A 17,753-nucleotide genomic window follows, 5' to 3' on the forward strand; every position below is an offset into this window, starting at 1 on the left:
TTGCTAAAACAAGGTAATAATGTGCAGTTACATTTTTAGCTGTGTTGAACGAACCCTTATGTCGCATATTTCTGTATTACTTCATGAAACTGTTGATGCTTTACTGGCAGATCGCAATACAGGAATTTTCGTAGATGGCACATTTGGGCGTGGTGGTCATACGCGTTTATTACTGTCTAAATTAGATGAAAACGCACGTGTTTATGCCTTTGATAAAGACCCGCAAGCGTTGGCTGTTGCAGCAGAATTAGAACAAGAAGATGCGCGTTTTAAAATCATTCACGCTAGTTTTGCCGATTTAAAAGAGGAACTGCGTAGTCGTGGTATCGACTTGGTCGACGGTATTATGGCGGATTTAGGGGTATCATCTCCGCAGCTAGACCAAGCAGAGCGTGGCTTTAGCTTTATGAAAGATGGCCCACTCGATATGCGTATGGACAATTCACAAGGTCCAACAGCCGCAGAGTGGTTGGTTGATATTGAAGAAGAAGATTTAGCTAATATTATTTTTAAATATGGTGAAGAGCGTTATAGCCGCCGTATTGCCAAAGCGATTAAAGCGGCAGGGTATATTGAAACCACAGCTCAATTGGCCGAAATCGTGAAAGTTGCCCACCCGAAATGGGAAAAAAATAAACATGCAGCGACACGAACTTTCCAAGCAATTCGTATTGCTATTAACAAAGAACTCGACGATATTGATATCTTCTTACCTCAAGCGGTGGAGATGCTGAAACCTGAAGGCACTCTGGCAGTGATCAGTTTCCACTCTTTAGAGGATCGTTTAATTAAACAATTTATCCAAAAAGAATCTACACTTGCAGAAGACACAGGCTGGGGTTTACCACAAAAACGCGAAGATACCCGCCGCTTAAAAAAAGTGTCACGAATTAAAGCAAGTGAAGAAGAAGTTAAAGCCAATCCACGATCTCGTAGTGCTTGGCTTCGTGTGGCAGAGCGTTTAGCTTAAAAGGCAAAGAATGAAAACCGAAGCAATCGAAAAAAACTCTGATCAATCGCAGTCAAAGAAAATCATTACATACGGCATTTTATTGCTCTTGGTTTTTGTGAGTGCGATTATGGTTGTATTTCAAGTCTTTGAATATCGACAAGATTATCGTCAATTGAGTACCTATATGCGTGAAAGGGATGACCTCAATGCAGAATGGGGACGTTTGCTGATCGAACAACAAACTTTTGGTGCAACAGCCCAAATTGGGACACGTGCAGTTACCCAATTACGGATGTATTCGCCTCCTATTGCACAAACCGTTGTTATTTCATTGCCACAAACTCCAGAACAGAAAAAATAGGCTGCCGGTCACATGGTTGAAAAGAGAAACAAACAAACTCCGCGTAAAAAACAGCAGTCTGTTACTGGTCGTACAGCCATTTCGGTGGAGATGTGGCGCTATCACTTGATGTGGGCGGTGGTTTTACTGTGCTTTATTGCATTGGTCGGGCGGGCTTTTTATGTACAAATCATCAATAAAGACTTTTTACAAAATAAAGCCAATGCCAAAATTTTAAGAACTGAAACCTTAAAAGCCATGCGCGGTGTAATCTATGACCGTCACGGCGTTCCTTTAGCCATTAGTACTCCGATCATGAAAATCGTGATCGATCCACGTGATTATTTTGACAATAAAAAACTCTTTGAAGAAATTACGGCCGAATTGGCTAAAGATCCAAACAATCGTAAGTTAAAACGTCAATTACCAGATAAAAATCTGAATTTAGATGAACTCGCTGATGCTGTAGGGATGGATCGTGCTGAACTGAGACGCAAAATGAATGAGCGTCCACGTTCACGTTATTTAGTTTTAAAGAAAGAAGTGCCACCACAACAAGCTGAATTGATCATGAAACGTGACTTTCAGGGGGTATATACCGAGAAAAACTATAAGCGCTACTATCCACAGCCTCAGCCAAACTCACAAATTATTGGTTTAACCAATAGTGAGGGTATGGGCATCGAAGGTTTAGAGATGCAATTGAATGAACGTCTTGCAGGCGTAGATGGTGCGCAGCAAATTGTCCGAGATAAAAAAGGCAACCGCGTAAAAGACCCTGAGATCGTGAAAGAAGTTGAGTCGGGTGAAAATATCACGCTGAGTATTGATTCACGTTTGCAGTACATTATGTATCGTGAGTTGACTGCAGCCGGGGTAGCCAATAACGCACGTTCTGCCACAGCGATTGCTGTCGATGTCAAAACGGGTGAAATTTTAGCGATGACCTCTTGGCCGTCTTACAACCCAAATGATAAAAAAGGTGTCTTAAATAAAGATGCCATGCGTAACCGTGGTGCAATTGACTCATTTGAGCCGGGTTCAACTATGAAGCCAATGACCGTGGCAATGGCATTGGAAAGCGGTAAATACACGGCAAATACCGTTGTAAATACCACACCGGGTTCTATGCGCGTTGGCAATCATACTATTCGAGATACGCATAACTATGGTCCGTTGACTTTGGGCGGCATTATTCAAAAATCGTCTAACGTTGGTGTGGCAAAAATCGCTTTATCTCTCCCTTATGAAACATTACCGACCTTCTATCAACGCCTGGGCTTTGGTCAACGTTCAGCGGTGAAATTCCCCGGCGAAAGTGCTGGTCTGATTTTGCCGAAGAGCAAATGGAATGTATCAGAAGTAGCAACCATGGCTTATGGTTATGGTTTGAACGCTACGGTACTCCAACTGGCTGATGCATATGCCATGATTGCCAACAAGGGCGTCAAAATGCCACTGAGCTTGTACAAGCTTGAGGAAAAGCCGAAAGGTGAGCAGATGGTTGACCCTAAAATTGCTGATCAAGTGCTTTTAATGATGGAAGCGGTGACCTTACCGGGTGGTACGGCACGTCAAGCCAATATTCCGGGTTATCGCGTGGCAGGTAAAACTGGTACAGCACATAAATTACGTGCAGACCGTAAAGGTTATTCGACTTCAGAATATCGTGCACTCTTTGCTGGTGTCGCACCAGTGAGTGATCCACGTTTGGCCATGATTGTTGTGGTGGAAAACCCAACAGGTCAGTATTACGGTGGCCTGGTGGCTGCACCCGTTTTTGCTCGTGTAATGCAAGAATCTTTACGTTTAATGAACGTACCTTTAGATAAACCTTTAGACACTCCTAAGATCCAGTAATAGGTGATGAATGAAAATTACGTTTCAAGATCTATACACCGTTGAACAGCCCGCTGAATGGATGTCGCAATCCTTTCAGGGCTTCAATCTGGATAGTCGCAAAGTTACAGCAGGGCAAATATTTATTGCCCTGACTTCGTTTTCGCAACCTGAAAAAACAGCACAATTTGCACGTGCAGCGTTAGAGAATGGCGCGTTGGCTGTCATTTCAGAAACTGATTTGGGCTTGGATCAAAGTGTCGTGATCGCGGATGTGCGTCAATTGATGGGGCAGTGGCAAAAGCAATATTTACAGGCGACTCAACCAGCTCAAGCTGCACGAATTTTGGCAGTGACGGGTACCAATGGTAAAACCACGATCTCTCGTTTAATCGCTGAATTACTCATGCTGCAAGGCAAAAAATGTGCAGTGATGGGAACCACTGGAAACGGAATTTTACCGAATTTAGAAGCCTCATCTCACACTACTTTAGATGCGTTACATATGCAAAATGCATTGCATGCGTATGCGCTTGAGGGTGCAGAGTTTGCTGCCATAGAGGCAAGTTCGCATGGCTTAGAACAAGGTCGATTAAATGGCTGTGCAATTGAAATTGCCGCATATAGCAATTTAAGTCGTGACCATTTGGATTATCATAAAACCCTTGAAGCCTATGCTGAAGCGAAATCACGTTTATTTCAGTTTCCATCGCTCAAAGTTGCAGTCATCAATCTCGATGATGAACATGCAGAAGTGATGCTGAATGCCGCACGCCAAAACCCGGCTCAGCCTAAAATTTTGACTTATTCAACGCGTCAGGCTGCGGATTATCAAGTGACGGATATTCAATACAGCTTAACGGGCGCACAATTTAAATTGCGTACTGCTCAAGCTGAATTTGTGGTGCAAAGTCCATTATTGGGACACTTCAATATTGAAAATATTGTGGCGAGCTTAATTTCAGCGGAGCAAGCGGGTTTTGACTTATCTGCCTTGATCGCAACTGCGCCCGAGTTAAAAGGTGCACCGGGTCGTATGCAAGTGATTCGTGATGATGAACGCCTGTTCGTGGTGGATTATGCACATACACCAGATGCTTTAGTTCAAGTGTTACAGACTTTAAAACGTCATGTATCGCAACAGTTATGGGCGGTGTTTGGCTGTGGTGGTGATCGTGACCGTGGTAAGCGTCCATTGATGACACAAGCGGCATTAAACCATGCAGATGTTGCGTTGATTACCTCGGATAATCCACGTACTGAAAACCCAGAACAAATTTTTGCAGATATGAAGGCTGGTATTGATTTTACTGGAAAAACTGTCCATGAAATCCATGACCGCCGTGAAGCGATTAAATTCGCAGTCAACCATGCGCAAGCGGGTGATATTGTGGTGATTGCTGGTAAAGGCCATGAAAACTATCAAGAAATTGATGGTGTTCGACATTGGTTTGATGATGTGGTGGAAGTGAAATCAGCGATTGATTCCCAGCATCACAACACTGACTCGGCTTATCCAGCGCAATAGGAAACAGATATGCATACTTCAACGACCAGTACGGTTCCGTTAGAACCATGGACTGCCGAACAGTTGGTTCAAGCGACACAAGGTCACTGGCATAACAATCAAGCGCCGACAGGTTCTGTAAAACGAATTTTGACCGACTCACGTCATGCAGAGCAAGGTGACGCTTTTCTTGCCCTGAAAGGTGAACGCTTTGATGCGCATGATTTCCTTGCCCAAGTGGCTGAAAATGGTTGTGAAATTGCCATTGTCAGTCATCCGGTCGATGTGGATATTTATCAGTTGGTGGTTGCAGATACACGTTTGGCGCTTGGACATTTGGGTGCATTTCGTCGTGCCCAAAACCCAGCTTTAAAAGTCATTGCCTTGACAGGAAGCAGTGGTAAAACCACAACCAAAGAGATGCTCGGGAGTATCCTTTCTCGTCTTGCACCAACATTAATTACGCGCGGTAATTTAAATAATGACCTTGGTGTGCCGATGATGTTACTTGAGTTGCGTCCAGAACATCAGTATGCCGTGATGGAGCTTGGTGCCAGTCATAAAGGTGAAATTGATTACACCTCAAATTTGGTACAGCCTCAGGTTGCCGGAATTTTAAATATTGGCACCGCTCATATGGGTGAATTTGGTGGGCGTGATGGCATTTGTCGTGCCAAGTCTGAAATTTATGCACATATAGCGAAAACAGGAACATCGATTGTGCCTGCGGCAGATGATTTTACAGATGCCATTCGTCAAGCTGTGCAAACTGAGCAATTAATGAGTTTTGGTCAGGGCGGGGATGTCTTTGCGACTGAGACGGAGCTTCAGGCTCAATCTTCACGTTTTATCTTAAATACCCCACAAGGTGCACGTCCTGTTCAACTGCCATTTGCTGGTGAACATAATGTGCAAAATGCCACTGCAGCCGCAGCTTTCGCGTTGTCGATTGGTGTGAGTTTAGATGATATCGTTGTGGGGCTTGAACATGCGACAGGTGCCAAAGGCCGTCTAAACTTTATTCAACACAAAGATTATTTGTTTATTGATGATACTTACAATGCAAATCCAACCTCAATGCGTGCTGCTGCTGATGTACTTGCGCAGCAAGATGGCATCAAAGTCATGGTCATTGGGGATATTGGTGAGTTAGGTTCATCTGCTGCACAGCAGCACTACATGTTGGGACGTGATCTTGTATCACACTCTGGTCTTCAATTTGTCGTTGCTGTCGGTGAGTTTTCACCTGCTGTGCAAGAAGGCGCGCGCAGTACACAATATGGTAAAAAATTACAGGCCTTTCTTACTCAAGAACAGGCTTTACCGTTATTAATTAGTCTAGTCAAAACACATCAGCCTCAGTCCATGAGTTTCCTGTTTAAAGGTTCTCGTTATACCCACATGGAAACTTTGATGGCTGAATTGATGGAGAAACTTTAATGCTGTTATGGTTATTTGAGCAGCTTGCGGGTTATCACAGCTCGTTTCAGGTTGTTCGTTATTTAACGCTTCGTTCGCTACTCAGTGTCTTAACGGCATTGGCCATTGGTCTGTTACTTGGACCTGTGATGATTCGCAAATTGCAAGCTCTCAAATATGGTCAGGCAGTCAGTTCATTTGCACCTGAAAATCATGCAAAAAAAATGGGCACACCGACTATGGGCGGTGTGTTGATTTTACTGTCTATTGGGATTTCAACCTTACTTTGGGCCGATCTTTCAAACCCTTATGTATGGATTGTTCTTGGCGTGATGGTGATCTTTGGTGCTGTGGGTTGGGCAGATGACTGGATTAAAATCCGTTATAAAGACAATGCCGGTCTGCCTGCGAAGAAGAAATTCTTTTGGACTTCTGTGGCATCGTTAGGCGCCGGTATTGCGCTCTATGTGATTGCGACACAGCAAGCAAACCCAGTACATACCTCAAATATGTTGGATCTGCTGATTCCATTCTTTAAAGAAATTAGCATTCCGTTGTCTATTATTCCACTCGGTATTGGCTTTATTGTCTTTACTTATTTGGTGATTAACGGTGCATCTAATGCGGTGAACTTAACCGATGGTTTAGATGGTCTGGCGATTATGCCGATCGTTTTGGTTGCCGCAGGTTTAGGTGTATTTGCTTATCTGGCTGGTGATGTTCGTTTTGCCGATTATTTACATATTCCTTATGTGAAATATGCATCTGAACTGGTCGTGATCTGTGCGGCAATAATCGGTGCTGGTTTGGCATTCTTATGGTTTAATGCGCATCCTGCTCAAGTGTTTATGGGTGATGTCGGTGCCTTATCTCTAGGTGCGATGCTCGGTACGATCGCAGTCATGGTTCGTCAAGAAATCGTTTTTGCCATTATGGGCGGTGTCTTTGTGGTTGAAGCTATTTCTGTTTTCTTGCAAATTGGCTCACTACGTATGCGGAACAAGCGTGTATTCTTAATGGCACCGCTGCACCATCACTATGAGAAAAAGGGATGGCGTGAAACTCAGGTGGTGATTCGTTTTTGGATTATCACAATTATGCTGGTAGTTTTGGGTCTAATGACTTTAAAATTACGTTAAGCAAATAAATAAACGAAACCGGCATTTGCTCCCACAGATGCCGGTTTTTTTATTTCAAAAATATAGTGGAGTAAATGATGAACCTGTTGATGTGTCCTGTATGCCGTGAAGCATTGAAACTCACAGAGCGGACATGGCGCTGTGAAAATAATCATAGCTATGATGTTGCAAAACAAGGCTATGTCAATTTACATGTGGTTCAACATAAACACAGTAAAAACCCGGGTGATACGCCTGAATCTGTACAGGCGCGTCGAGCATTTTTAAGTGCAGGTCACTATGCACCTTTGCAACAGGCAGTAGTGGCTTTGATTCAAAAATTAAGGGTTGAAAACTTGTTGGATATTGGCTGTGGTGAAGGCTATTACACCAATGCAATGCAAGCTGAAGTATTACAGTGTGTGGGTGTCGATATTGCTAAAAATGCAGTACAAGTGGCCGCTAAACTGAATAAAGAGGTGACTTGGGTGGTTGGGACAGGGGCAACCTTACCTGTATTAGATCATTCGATTGACTTGTGTACGAGTTTATTTAGTCCTATTCCTCAAGAAGAAATCCTTCGTGTGTTAAAGCCTGAAGGGCACTTGATGGTGGTTACACCTGCGCCAGAGCATCTTTATGCAATGCGTGAAGCCCTGTTTGAAGAAGTAAAACTACATGAACCGCATAAATTTGTGGAACAACTGGCGAATGATTTTGAATTGGAAAGTGAGCAAGTGGTACAAGCGAAAATGTCACTTTCTCAGCAGGATCTCAAAAACTTAATTGCAATGACACCTTATGCCTATAAAGTCAAAGCTGAGCGTCGAGAAGCTCTAGAAAAAAATGAACAATTTGAGTTGCAAGCGCAGTATCAAATTTATCTCTTTAAAAAGAAATAATGCATTGGAAGTGATAAAAAAGCCCTCGTTTGAGGGCTTTTTTTATGCAGTATTTACTGAACTTGATCGATGAGATGATCAAGTGCGTCCGTTTTATGCTCTGCACCTTGTGGTTTAGGCTGCATTGGCGGAGGCGCAGTTCGAGTCGGTGCAAGATTGGTTTCAGTAGACCCAGGAAGGTCGTCAAAATCATTTTGCGAAGCCTGAGGCTTCGGTGCAACAGGAGCAGGACGATACAGCGGTTGAGCCATTGGTGGCGTTGCTGCACGATCTTGTTCAGGTTGACCTTGAGTCGCTTTAGCCGAATTACGGTTGATTGGATTCTTGGCATGGGTGTCTAAACGCACCCAAGCTTCAGGTGTGCCTTTAAGTGATTTCGCCATAAAATCTGACCAAATAGGCAATGCTGCAACACCACCATATTCACGGCGACCTAAAGTAGAGGGTTGGTCAAAACCGACCCAAGCCACAGTGACCAATTTTCCATTAAATCCAGCAAACCACGCGTCTTTTGCATCATTGGTTGTACCGGTTTTACCGCCTAAATCACCGCGACCAATTTTTAAAGCCGCACGACCTGTACCGTGTTGGATCACGTCACGCAAGATGTTCGCCATATCAAAGGCTGAACTTGACTTCAAAATCCGCTGAGCTTGTTTATAGTTTGCTGCTTCAGTATCGGAAATTTTTGATTCAGCGGGCTTGTTATCCTGATTGGTGACTTCAATCACTTCATCATCCGGCGTGGTCGGATCTGCAGATTCAACTTCGTCCTTTTGATTGATACATTGAATACATGCATATTCAGGATTGGCTTGATAAATGACTTTGCCATAAGCATCTTCAATACGGCTAATAAAATGGGGTTGAATACGATATCCACCGTTGGCAAAAGTCGCATAACCTGTCGCCATTTGAATCGGCAACACCTGTGGGGTACCTAAAGCAATGGTGTAGTTACGTGGAATTTGGTTTTCTTGTAAGCCAAAATCCATAAATAATTGGCGAGTACGTTCAATTCCGACGACTTGTAATAAGCGAACTGAAACTGTGTTACGTGATAAATAGAGGGCACGGCGTAGAGGTATCATCCCTAAATAGCGACCGTCAGAGTTTTTAGGCGTCCACTTGCCAATCGTAATTGGATTGTCATTGACCATGGAATACGGAGTCATGCCACGTTCAAGTGCTAAAGCATAAACAAAGGGTTTAATGGTTGAACCCGGCTGACGCCAGCCTTGTAAGGCACGGTTAAATTTAGATTGATAAAAATTATAACCACCGACAATGGCTTCAATACCACCATTGTTGGGATTAAGGGCAATCAATTGACCTTGTGCTTTTGGAATTTGTACCAAAGCCCATGAGCTTTTATCCGCGTTCGGACGTAGGCGAATAATATCTTTTACTTTTACAATTTGTGAGGCTTTGCTTGGCGCATTGCCTACACTATTGGCATTGCGATAGGGACGTGCCCAAGACAGACCTGACCATGGAACAGTCACACTACTGCCGTCTTGCATCAACACTTCGATACTGGTGTTGTTGACTTTAGTGACTTCGGCAGGATAAGTGTTAGCATATGGAATAAAGTTTTTTAATGGCTCATCATGTGCTTCTGCACCACGCCAACCATGTCGTCTATCGTAAGCTTCAAGACCATCTTGCACAGCTTGCTCAGCATAGGCTTGGCGTTGGCTGTTGATGGTGGTATAGACTTTATAGCCAGAATCCGTCGCTTGTTCACCAAACTTTTCTACCAATTCTGAGCGAACCATTTCCCCGACGTAGGGGAATTTGTTGCTGACCCCGCGGTCAGGCATATCGAGATTAATCGGTTCAGCAATCGCTTTTTGATATTCAGATTGATTGATATAACCCAATTGCAACATACGTCCTAAAATCCAATTACGACGCTCTAAAGCACGTTTTGGGTTGGCTACAGGATTATATTTTGATGGTGCTTTGGGTAAGCCTGAAATCATTGCCATTTGAGCCAAACTCAAATCTTGCAAGCTCTTGTTATAATAAATTTTTGCAGCTGCAGCGATCCCGTAAGCATTTTTGCCCAAAAAGATTTTGTTGACATACAGCGTTAAAATTTCTTCTTTGCTTAGATTCTGTTCAATTTTTCGAGCAAGGAAAACTTCAGTCAGTTTACGTTTTAAAGTACGTTCTGGAGTCAGATAATAGTTTTTTGCAACCTGCATGGTAATAGTTGAACCACCGGTTTGCACATCTGAACCCGTAATACTTTCACTGACAGCACGCCCCAATCCTTTGAAACTAATACCGCTGTGTTCAAAAAATGAAGAATCTTCCGCAGCTAAAAAGCCATGAATGAAATGAGACGGGATTTGGTCGTACTCTACAGGGACCGAAAGTTTGCCACCGTATTCTGCAATCAGCTCATTATCAGCACTATAAACCTGCAATGGTTTTAATAATGGAGCCTTTTTTAAGATGGACATTTCAGGCAAAGACGGGGCAATATAGAGATACATGCCATAGAAACCCATTGGAATTGCGACCAAAATAATAATAATGGCCAAAAAAAATGGATGAACAAGGCCTGAACAAGATAGCTTTTTCATAACAAGTAAGTTTTAATAAGAGCTAATGGCAAACTAATTGGTGGTCAGTATATCCTTTCGATATACGGATTGTTAGATGAGTTATTGTATCTGTATAAAATTATAGACCAATGCTAATTAGTGGGTTAATTTTTTTGGGGATAAAAAAATAATAGGAATTATATTGTGCTCAGGTTATATCGTAAGCCAAATAAGGGGTTAATAGGAGTAGATATTAGTTCGACTTCTGTTAAGGTTTTGGAACTTTCTGTAAAGAGTGGGCGGTATTGGGTAGAAAGCTATGCTTTGGTCCCATTACCAGAAGGAAGTGTTGTTGAAAAGAACATATTGAATCCGGAAGCTGTCGGTGACTGTTTAGAGCGCGCAATTAATTTGGCCAATACACAGACGACCAATGCAGCTTTGGCGGTTCCAACGTCGATGGTGATTACAAAAATCATCGAAATGGATGCAGATATGAATGATGATGAACGTGAAATTCAGATTCGTGATGATGCTGAGCAATATATTCCGTTCCCATTGGATGAAGCAAGCCTTGATTTTGAGGTCTTGCCGGATCGTCTATCTAATCCAAATCGTGTCAATGTTTTACTTGTCGCTACACGTATTGAAAATGTCGAAGCGCGTGCGGAAGTTATTCAGCTTGCGGGTCTGACACCAAAAATTGGCGATGTAGAAAGCTTTGCAATTGAAAATGCATTTAAAGTTTTCTCAGATACTTTGCCAATGGGTGTAAATACCGTGGGTATTTTAGATATTGGTCATAGTATGACGACCTTATCTGTCATGCAGAATAACAAAGTGATTTATACCCGTGAGCAAGTGTTTGGTGGCAAACAATTGACACAGGAAATTCAAAATCGCTATGCATTGTCTTTCGAAGAAGCGGGTCGTGCGAAAAAAACACGTGCTTTGCCAGATGATTATGATGTTGAAGTCTTAGAACCTTTCTTAGAAGCTGTCGTTCAACAAGCAGCGCGTTCTTTACAGTTCTTCTTCTCATCTTCACAGTTCAACGAAATTGATCATATTTTATTGGCAGGGGGGAATGCCAATATTCCGGGGCTTGCAAAACTACTTCAACAAAAATTGGGTTACCGCGTCACGATTGCCAATCCATTCTTACAAATGGGTTTTTCACCTCAAATTGATATTAAAAAAATTGAAAATGATGCCTCATCACTCATGGTGGCATGCGGTCTAGCATTGAGGAGTTTTGATTAATGGCAAAAATTAACTTGCTCCCTTGGCGTGATGAGCTAAGAGAGAAACGAAAAAAAGAATTTATTGCACTTTGTATTGGGGCTTTCTTAATTGGGGTAATTGGGGTTGGTTTAACATGGTTGTACTTTGATCACAAATTAAAAGATCAAGAACAAGCGAACCAATTGATTATCAGTCATAACCAAAACTTAGATGTTCAATTAAAGTCTTTGGATGGTTTACAAGAACAGCGTAATGCCATTATTGAACGAATGAAGTTGATTCAAGGCTTACAAGGTCAACGTCCAATCGCTGTACATCTTGTAGATGAATTGGTTCGTGTGACACCTGCCAATATGTACATCACAAAATTTGAACGTAATGGCGACAAATTTATGATCGAAGGGCGTGCGGAAAGTCCAAACACTGTTGCAGATCTACTGCGTAATTTGGAAGCATCACCTTGGTATCGTAATGCCTTCATGAGCTCATTCCTTGTGGCGGAAGAGAAAAAAGACAAAGCACCGACGTCAGTGGTTCCTCGCGTAGAAGAATCTTATGGTGCATTTACTGTGACTGCTGATTTGGAGCAAATTGCGCAGCCGACCATTAATGATCCAGCAGCAAATGCAGGACAGTCAGCTTCATCGGCGCAAACATCTGACGCACAAACTGCAGCAACACCAACTCCGGAGGCTGCAAAATGAGTCGTGATGAATTTGAACAATTGAATCAAGATGCTGTGGTCATTCCGAAAAAGAAAATGACTTTTGATAAGTTTGTACAGCAGTTCAATACGCTAGATCCGAATAACTATGGTAGTTGGCCAATTTCAGTCAAAATTACATGTTGGATTTTTATCATTATCCTTGTGGCAATTTTGGGCTATTTCTTGGCGATTAAAGGCAAGATTGAAGCTATTTCAAGTGCCAATGCACAAGAACAAAATTTGTTAAATGAGTTTCGTGAAAAAGATTCAAAACTACGTAATTTGCAACAATATCAATTGCAGTTGCAGGATATGGAAGCACGTTTTAATCAACAGTTAGAACAATTGCCGAAAGAAACTGAAATTCCAGGTTTGGTTGAAGATATCAACTTAACAGGCGTGAATTCTGGATTGAAATTTAAAATTATTCGTCTTGAGCCTGAAGTGAAGCAAGAGTTCTTTACGGAACAGCCAATTCATATTGAGGCAACAGGTGATTACCACGCCTTTGGTTCATTTGTAAGTAGTATTGCGGGGCTTTCACGGATTGTGACTTTGCATAATTTAACGATTACAGCAACTGAAAATAAAGAAAAGAACTCAGATATTCCAAAAATTGACTATGTGATTTCTGCAAAAACATATCGTTATGAAGGGAATGCTGAGCAGTCATCTAATGCTGGGGCAAATAGCACGGATGGGAAAGGTGCTCAGGATAGTAAAAATAAATCTATGAATACTTCAAAGAAAAGTAAGGGAGCGAAGTAATGAAAATAACTAAGTTCACATTTGCTTCTCTTGCTGTTTTCTTTTTAGCAGGTTGCGAATCACGAATTGATGTAGTCAATCAAGAGATGGCAAATATACGCAATCAAGCTCCACTAGCGATTGAACCAGCGCCAGATTTTGTACCTGTCGAAACTTTTAATTATGCGGCGCATTCTTTAAAAAGTCCGTTCTTGCCAAGTTCATTGGCAGCAGAACTTAAAATCATGGCAGGTAAGCGTGTTTATCCAAACTTGAGCCGTCAGCCTCAACCTTTGGAGAGTTATGCACTCGAAACCCTGAATATGAAGGGTAGTATGCGTAACCAATCTGGGCAAATATTAGCCTTGATTCAGACACCTGATGGTGAAGTTGAGCGTATTCAACGTGGAAGTTATATGGGGCTCAATCATGGTCGAGTGGTAAATATTACCCCGACTCAAATTGATTTGATTGAGATTATTCCGGATGGGCGAGAAGGATATGTAGAGCGTCCTAGAAGTCTCATATTAATTGGACCAGCACCTTAAGCTTAAAGGAATAAAAATGAAGAATAGTGTACAAGATTTTATTTTTGGGGATGGCAATACAATGAATCATGTGTTTCGTCAGTTTTCGATGGGGGCTGTTGCAATGGCGATGATGCAAGTTGCCAATGCTCAGGTGAGTGTAACCAATGTGGTACCAATGCAAATTCCAGGTCAAGGGACTGAAATTCGCGTGATGTTTAATGGCTTGCCGCCGCAACCACAAGCTTATCAACTCGATCAACCATCACGATTGGTTTTAGACTTTGATAAAGCACAGCAAAATTTAAAACAAAGTTCAATTCCTGTTGCAACGGCTGAAGCGAGCACTGTGGATGTGAGTTCGGATGCACAACGTGCGCGCTTAACTGTGAATTTAGCCAATGCTGGCGCTTTTACCACGCGTGTTGAAGGTAATACCTTTATTTTAAAAATCAACTCTGCACAAGCTGCAAATTATGTACAGCCTGTAGCACAACGTCAGCAACAGGGCATCTCAAATATTGGTTTCCACCGTGGTTCTAATGGTGAAGGTCAAGTTGTTGTTGATTTACTGGGGGGAAATACCCCCGTTGATGTTCAACAGCAAGGCAGTAAAGTGGTGATCCGTACTTTAGGCAATAAAGTACCTGCACATTTGACTCGCCGTTTAAATGTCAATGATTTTGCAACACCTGTTGCAACGGTAGATGCACATAATGATGGCGGTAATGGTGTGATTACCATTCAGTCGACGGGCAGCTATGAATATATGGCGTACCAAACTGATAATAAATTAACGGTAAGTTTGAAACGTCCGGAAGATAAGAATCCATTACGTCCTAAAGCTGCCAATCATTATACCGGTAAGAAGATTTCATTAGACTTCCAAGATATTGAAGTACGTCGTGTGCTGCAACTTTTGGCTGATTTTACTGAAATCAATATGGTTGCTGCTGATACGGTTCAAGGAAATATTACACTTCGTTTGAAAGACGTGCCTTGGGATCAAGCACTAGATATCGTATTGAAAACCAAGAATTTGGACAAACGTCGTAATGGTAATGTGATTTGGATTGCGCCTGTATCTGAGTTGATTAAAGCGGAAGAAGAAGAAGCGAAAGCGATTGCACAAAGTGTAAAGCTAGCTCCTCTTCAAACTGAATACATTCAACTCAGTTATGCTAAGGCAACAGACGTCGAAAAACTTATTACAGAAGGTCGGAATTCTAAAAACTCAAACTCAAACTCAAACTCAAACTCATCAAATAGTAATGATTATACTGGTGAAAATGTCGGAAGTTTGCTTAGCCCACGTGGAACAGTTTCAACTGACCCCCGGACTAATACTTTAATAATTAATGATACCTCTACTAAAATTGATCAAATTCGTAAGATGATTGATCTTTTAGATGTATCGGTAAAACAAGTGATGGTAGAAGCACGTATTGTAAAAGCTTCTACCGACTTTACCAAAGAAATGGGTGTGAAATGGGGTCTCTTGTCTCAAGGGATTAACCAAAATGACCATTTATTGGTGGGTGGTAGTGATACTACGCTTTGGGACTTAAAAACACCGGATGATGATGGGAAATATACGATTCAACGTCCAAGTAACTTAAACGTGGACTTAGGGGTGACTACTGCAGGTGCCAGTCGAATTGCGTTCGGCTTAATCAGTCTTTCTGATTTTATGTTGGATTTAGAGCTTTCTGCTTTACAAGCAGATGGTTATGGTGAAGTCATTTCTACACCAAAGGTACTGACAGCGGATAAACAACAAGCGAAAGTGGCTTCGGGACAAGAAATTCCGTATCAAACCACAACGGGTACAGGTTCAAATGCGACTTCTTCTACCGAGTTTAAAGAAGCTTTATTAAGTTTGGATGTCACGCCTAGCATTACTCCAGATGGTAAAGTGCAAATGAAGCTGAATATCAAGAGCGACTCACCAGCAGGTTATGCACAAAATGGTGAAATCATCCTGAATAAAAATGAAATTAATACCGATGTCTTAGTCAACAATGGTGAAACTGTTGTGCTCGGCGGTATTTTTAATCAGGAAACACAAAGTAAGCAAACTAAAGTACCGTTCTTAGGTGATATTCCTTATGTTGGTCGCTTATTCCGTAAAGATACGAAAAGCGATGCAAAAAATGAGTTGCTGATTTTTGTTACTCCGCGAATTGTTAATGACAGTGTTACGAGAAATCATTAATATATTTTCAATTTAACAAAAGAAATAGGTGACTCCTTGCCAAGCAAAGAGTTTGAAACCCTACCAAATATCTATTTGGTAGGGCCAATGGGGGCAGGAAAAACAACCGTAGGGCGACATTTAGCAGAATTGTTAGGACGTGAATTTCTAGACAGTGATCATGAAATTGAACGTAAAACAGGTGCGACCATTCCTTGGATTTTTGAAAAGGAAGGGGAAAAAGGCTTTAGAAGTCGTGAAACGAATGTCATTGATGAGTTAACTGCAAAGAAACAACTGGTCTTGGCGACTGGCGGTGGTGCTGTGACTCAGCCCCCAAATCGTGAATTTTTAAAACAACGTGGTATTGTTGTTTATCTATATACTCCGGTGGAAATTCAGTTACAACGAACCTACCGCGACAAAAATCGCCCACTTCTTCAAGTGGAAAATCCAGAGCAAAAGCTACGAGATTTATTGGCTGCCCGTGATCCTCTTTATCGTGAAGTCGCGCACTATATTATTGAAACCAATCAAGGTGCCGCGAGAGATCTTGCGCAAAAAATTTTTAATTTAATTGTTTCACAAAATATATCTCGTTAGAAAAGGTTAAATTCATGCAAACCTTACATGTTGAACTCGGTGATCGTCGCTACCCTATTTTTATTGGGAGTGACCTTAATCCACAAACTTTACTTGAGCCTTATATTCAGGGTAAACAAGTAATGATTGTTTCTAATACCACAGTGGCCCCGCTCTATTTAAAACATTATGTAGAAGCAATTGAGGCATTAGGGAAAACTGTTGCGACATGTATTTTGCCTGATGGTGAAAAGTATAAAAATTTAGACCATTTGAATTTAATTTTTGATGCCTTGCTTGAAGAAGGCTTTAACCGCGATTGTACGGTTTTGGCATTAGGTGGTGGTGTTATTGGAGATATGACCGGTTTTGCCTCTGCATGCTATCAACGCGGTGTGTATTTTATTCAAGTGCCGACGACTTTACTTTCTCAAGTGGATTCAAGTGTTGGTGGCAAAACAGGGATTAACCATCCACTAGGTAAAAACATGATTGGTGCCTTTCAGCAACCCCAAGTGGTCCTTGCGGATATGGCGCAATTAAAAACTTTGCCAACGCGTGAACTTTCTGCAGGTTTGGCTGAAGTGATCAAATATGCGTTGTTGGGTGATGTTGAATTCTTAACTTGGCTTGAACAGCATATGGATGCTTTAGTTGCAGGTGATGCAACTTTGTTGGCTGAAGCGGTTTATCGTTCATGTGCCCATAAAGCGCGTATTGTGGCCAATGATGAAAAAGAACAAGGTGAGCGTGCGTTATTAAACTTGGGTCATACCTTTGGTCATGCGATTGAATCATACTTGGGGTATGGTGAATGGTTACATGGCGAAGCCGTTGCAACAGGGATGGTGATGGCTGCAGATTTGTCCCATCGTATGGGCTGGATCACAGTTGAAGATTTAGAGCGTACAAAAAAAATCATTTTACGTGCACAATTACCGATAGTTTGTCCTAAAATTCCGCTAGAGGAATTTTTGGCGTATATGTCCCATGATAAAAAAGTATTGAATGGGCAATTACGACTTATTTTACTCAAATCATTAGGTCAGGCCATCATCACCAAAGAGTTTGATGTCGAATTAATGAAACAGGCAATTTTGGCAAATCAGGCAGAGTAGGT

The 17,753-nt window shown here is 41.9% G+C and carries 15 protein-coding genes; 14 read left to right on the forward strand and 1 reads right to left on the reverse strand.

The window, feature by feature from the left end; translation table 11 throughout:
• Nucleotides 1-58 precede the first annotated feature (58 nt).
• From rsmH to FTU62_RS07750, 7 genes are all read left to right on the forward strand, one after another.
• The gene (gene rsmH, locus FTU62_RS07720) at nt 59-970 is read left to right on the forward strand and encodes a 16S rRNA (cytosine(1402)-N(4))-methyltransferase RsmH (protein WP_180011304.1); all 912 of its coding nucleotides are present in this window, start codon (nt 59-61) and stop codon (nt 968-970) included.
• Nucleotides 971-980: 10 nt separating this feature from the next.
• Complete coding sequence (gene ftsL / locus FTU62_RS07725) at nt 981-1,313, forward strand: cell division protein FtsL (RefSeq protein ID WP_078189390.1); 333 nt, start codon at nt 981-983, stop codon at nt 1,311-1,313.
• Between the two features lie 12 nt (nt 1,314-1,325).
• On the forward strand, nt 1,326-3,152 hold the full coding sequence (gene ftsI / locus FTU62_RS07730) for a penicillin-binding protein PBP3 (RefSeq protein WP_168378186.1): 1,827 nt from the start codon (nt 1,326-1,328) through the stop codon (nt 3,150-3,152).
• A gap of 10 nt (nt 3,153-3,162) precedes the next feature.
• Entirely contained in the window at nt 3,163-4,659 is a 1,497-nt protein-coding gene (locus tag FTU62_RS07735) for a UDP-N-acetylmuramoyl-L-alanyl-D-glutamate--2,6-diaminopimelate ligase (protein ID WP_180102334.1), read from the forward strand.
• Nucleotides 4,660-4,668: 9 nt separating this feature from the next.
• On the forward strand, nt 4,669-6,078 hold the full coding sequence (gene murF / locus FTU62_RS07740; protein ID WP_180102335.1) for a UDP-N-acetylmuramoyl-tripeptide--D-alanyl-D-alanine ligase: 1,410 nt from the start codon (nt 4,669-4,671) through the stop codon (nt 6,076-6,078).
• Nucleotides 6,078-7,196, forward strand: a complete 1,119-nt coding sequence (mraY, locus tag FTU62_RS07745) for a phospho-N-acetylmuramoyl-pentapeptide-transferase (RefSeq protein WP_180024283.1) — start codon at nt 6,078-6,080, stop codon at nt 7,194-7,196. Before murF ends, mraY begins: the two co-directional genes overlap by 1 nt.
• Nucleotides 7,197-7,273: 77 nt before the next feature.
• On the forward strand, nt 7,274-8,077 hold the full coding sequence (locus FTU62_RS07750) for a putative RNA methyltransferase (protein ID WP_180021660.1): 804 nt from the start codon (nt 7,274-7,276) through the stop codon (nt 8,075-8,077).
• 53 nt (nt 8,078-8,130) lie between these two features.
• Here FTU62_RS07750 and ponA read toward each other — a convergent pair whose 3' ends face one another.
• The gene (gene ponA / locus FTU62_RS07755) at nt 8,131-10,671 is read right to left on the reverse strand and encodes a penicillin-binding protein PBP1a (RefSeq protein ID WP_180102336.1); all 2,541 of its coding nucleotides are present in this window, start codon (nt 10,669-10,671) and stop codon (nt 8,131-8,133) included.
• 165 nt (nt 10,672-10,836) lie between these two features.
• Here ponA and FTU62_RS07760 point away from each other — a divergent pair, with 165 nt between their 5' ends.
• The 7 genes from FTU62_RS07760 (at nt 10,837) to aroB (ending at nt 17,751) form a co-directional block, all read left to right on the forward strand.
• A complete protein-coding gene (locus FTU62_RS07760; RefSeq protein WP_078189383.1) occupies nt 10,837-11,895 on the forward strand; it encodes a pilus assembly protein PilM in 1,059 nt (352 codons plus the stop codon).
• On the forward strand, nt 11,895-12,581 hold the full coding sequence (locus FTU62_RS07765) for a PilN domain-containing protein (RefSeq protein ID WP_078189382.1): 687 nt from the start codon (nt 11,895-11,897) through the stop codon (nt 12,579-12,581). The genes FTU62_RS07760 and FTU62_RS07765 overlap by 1 nt, the downstream gene beginning before the upstream one ends.
• A complete protein-coding gene (locus FTU62_RS07770; protein WP_180102337.1) occupies nt 12,578-13,351 on the forward strand; it encodes a type 4a pilus biogenesis protein PilO in 774 nt (257 codons plus the stop codon). The genes FTU62_RS07765 and FTU62_RS07770 overlap by 4 nt, the downstream gene beginning before the upstream one ends.
• The gene (locus FTU62_RS07775; protein ID WP_111884140.1) at nt 13,351-13,878 is read left to right on the forward strand and encodes a pilus assembly protein PilP; all 528 of its coding nucleotides are present in this window, start codon (nt 13,351-13,353) and stop codon (nt 13,876-13,878) included. The genes FTU62_RS07770 and FTU62_RS07775 overlap by 1 nt, the downstream gene beginning before the upstream one ends.
• A 61-nt stretch (nt 13,879-13,939) precedes the next feature.
• Nucleotides 13,940-16,072 (forward strand): type IV pilus secretin PilQ family protein, encoded by a 2,133-nt coding sequence (pilQ, locus tag FTU62_RS07780; RefSeq protein WP_180102374.1) that lies wholly within the window; start codon nt 13,940-13,942, stop codon nt 16,070-16,072.
• Between the two features lie 36 nt (nt 16,073-16,108).
• Entirely contained in the window at nt 16,109-16,654 is a 546-nt protein-coding gene (aroK, locus tag FTU62_RS07785) for a shikimate kinase AroK (protein WP_078189378.1), read from the forward strand.
• A 14-nt stretch (nt 16,655-16,668) separates the two neighbouring features.
• A complete protein-coding gene (gene aroB, locus FTU62_RS07790) occupies nt 16,669-17,751 on the forward strand; it encodes a 3-dehydroquinate synthase (protein ID WP_180102338.1) in 1,083 nt (360 codons plus the stop codon).
• Nucleotides 17,752-17,753 lie beyond the last annotated feature (2 nt).

This window comes from Acinetobacter sp. YH12126, assembly GCF_013418745.1.
GTDB lineage: Bacteria > Pseudomonadota > Gammaproteobacteria > Pseudomonadales > Moraxellaceae > Acinetobacter > Acinetobacter amyesii.

Excerpts from the sequence above, each read along its gene's own strand:
- aroB (WP_180102338.1), top strand. The coding sequence starts at position 16,669 with ATGCAAACCTTACATGTTGAACTCGGTGATCGTCGCTACCCTATTTTT.
- FTU62_RS07770 (WP_180102337.1), top strand. The coding sequence starts at position 12,578 with ATGAGTCGTGATGAATTTGAACAATTGAATCAAGATGCTGTGGTCATT.
- FTU62_RS07750 (WP_180021660.1), top strand. The coding sequence starts at position 7,274 with ATGAACCTGTTGATGTGTCCTGTATGCCGTGAAGCATTGAAACTCACA.
- FTU62_RS07735 (WP_180102334.1), top strand. The coding sequence starts at position 3,163 with ATGAAAATTACGTTTCAAGATCTATACACCGTTGAACAGCCCGCTGAA.
- FTU62_RS07775 (WP_111884140.1), top strand. The coding sequence starts at position 13,351 with ATGAAAATAACTAAGTTCACATTTGCTTCTCTTGCTGTTTTCTTTTTA.
- rsmH (WP_180011304.1), top strand. The coding sequence starts at position 59 with ATGTCGCATATTTCTGTATTACTTCATGAAACTGTTGATGCTTTACTG.
- pilQ (WP_180102374.1), top strand. The coding sequence starts at position 13,940 with ATGAATCATGTGTTTCGTCAGTTTTCGATGGGGGCTGTTGCAATGGCG.
- mraY (WP_180024283.1), top strand. The coding sequence starts at position 6,078 with ATGCTGTTATGGTTATTTGAGCAGCTTGCGGGTTATCACAGCTCGTTT.
- ponA (WP_180102336.1), bottom strand. The coding sequence starts at position 10,671 with ATGAAAAAGCTATCTTGTTCAGGCCTTGTTCATCCATTTTTTTTGGCC.
- FTU62_RS07765 (WP_078189382.1), top strand. The coding sequence starts at position 11,895 with ATGGCAAAAATTAACTTGCTCCCTTGGCGTGATGAGCTAAGAGAGAAA.
- ftsI (WP_168378186.1), top strand. The coding sequence starts at position 1,326 with ATGGTTGAAAAGAGAAACAAACAAACTCCGCGTAAAAAACAGCAGTCT.
- murF (WP_180102335.1), top strand. The coding sequence starts at position 4,669 with ATGCATACTTCAACGACCAGTACGGTTCCGTTAGAACCATGGACTGCC.
- ftsL (WP_078189390.1), top strand. The coding sequence starts at position 981 with ATGAAAACCGAAGCAATCGAAAAAAACTCTGATCAATCGCAGTCAAAG.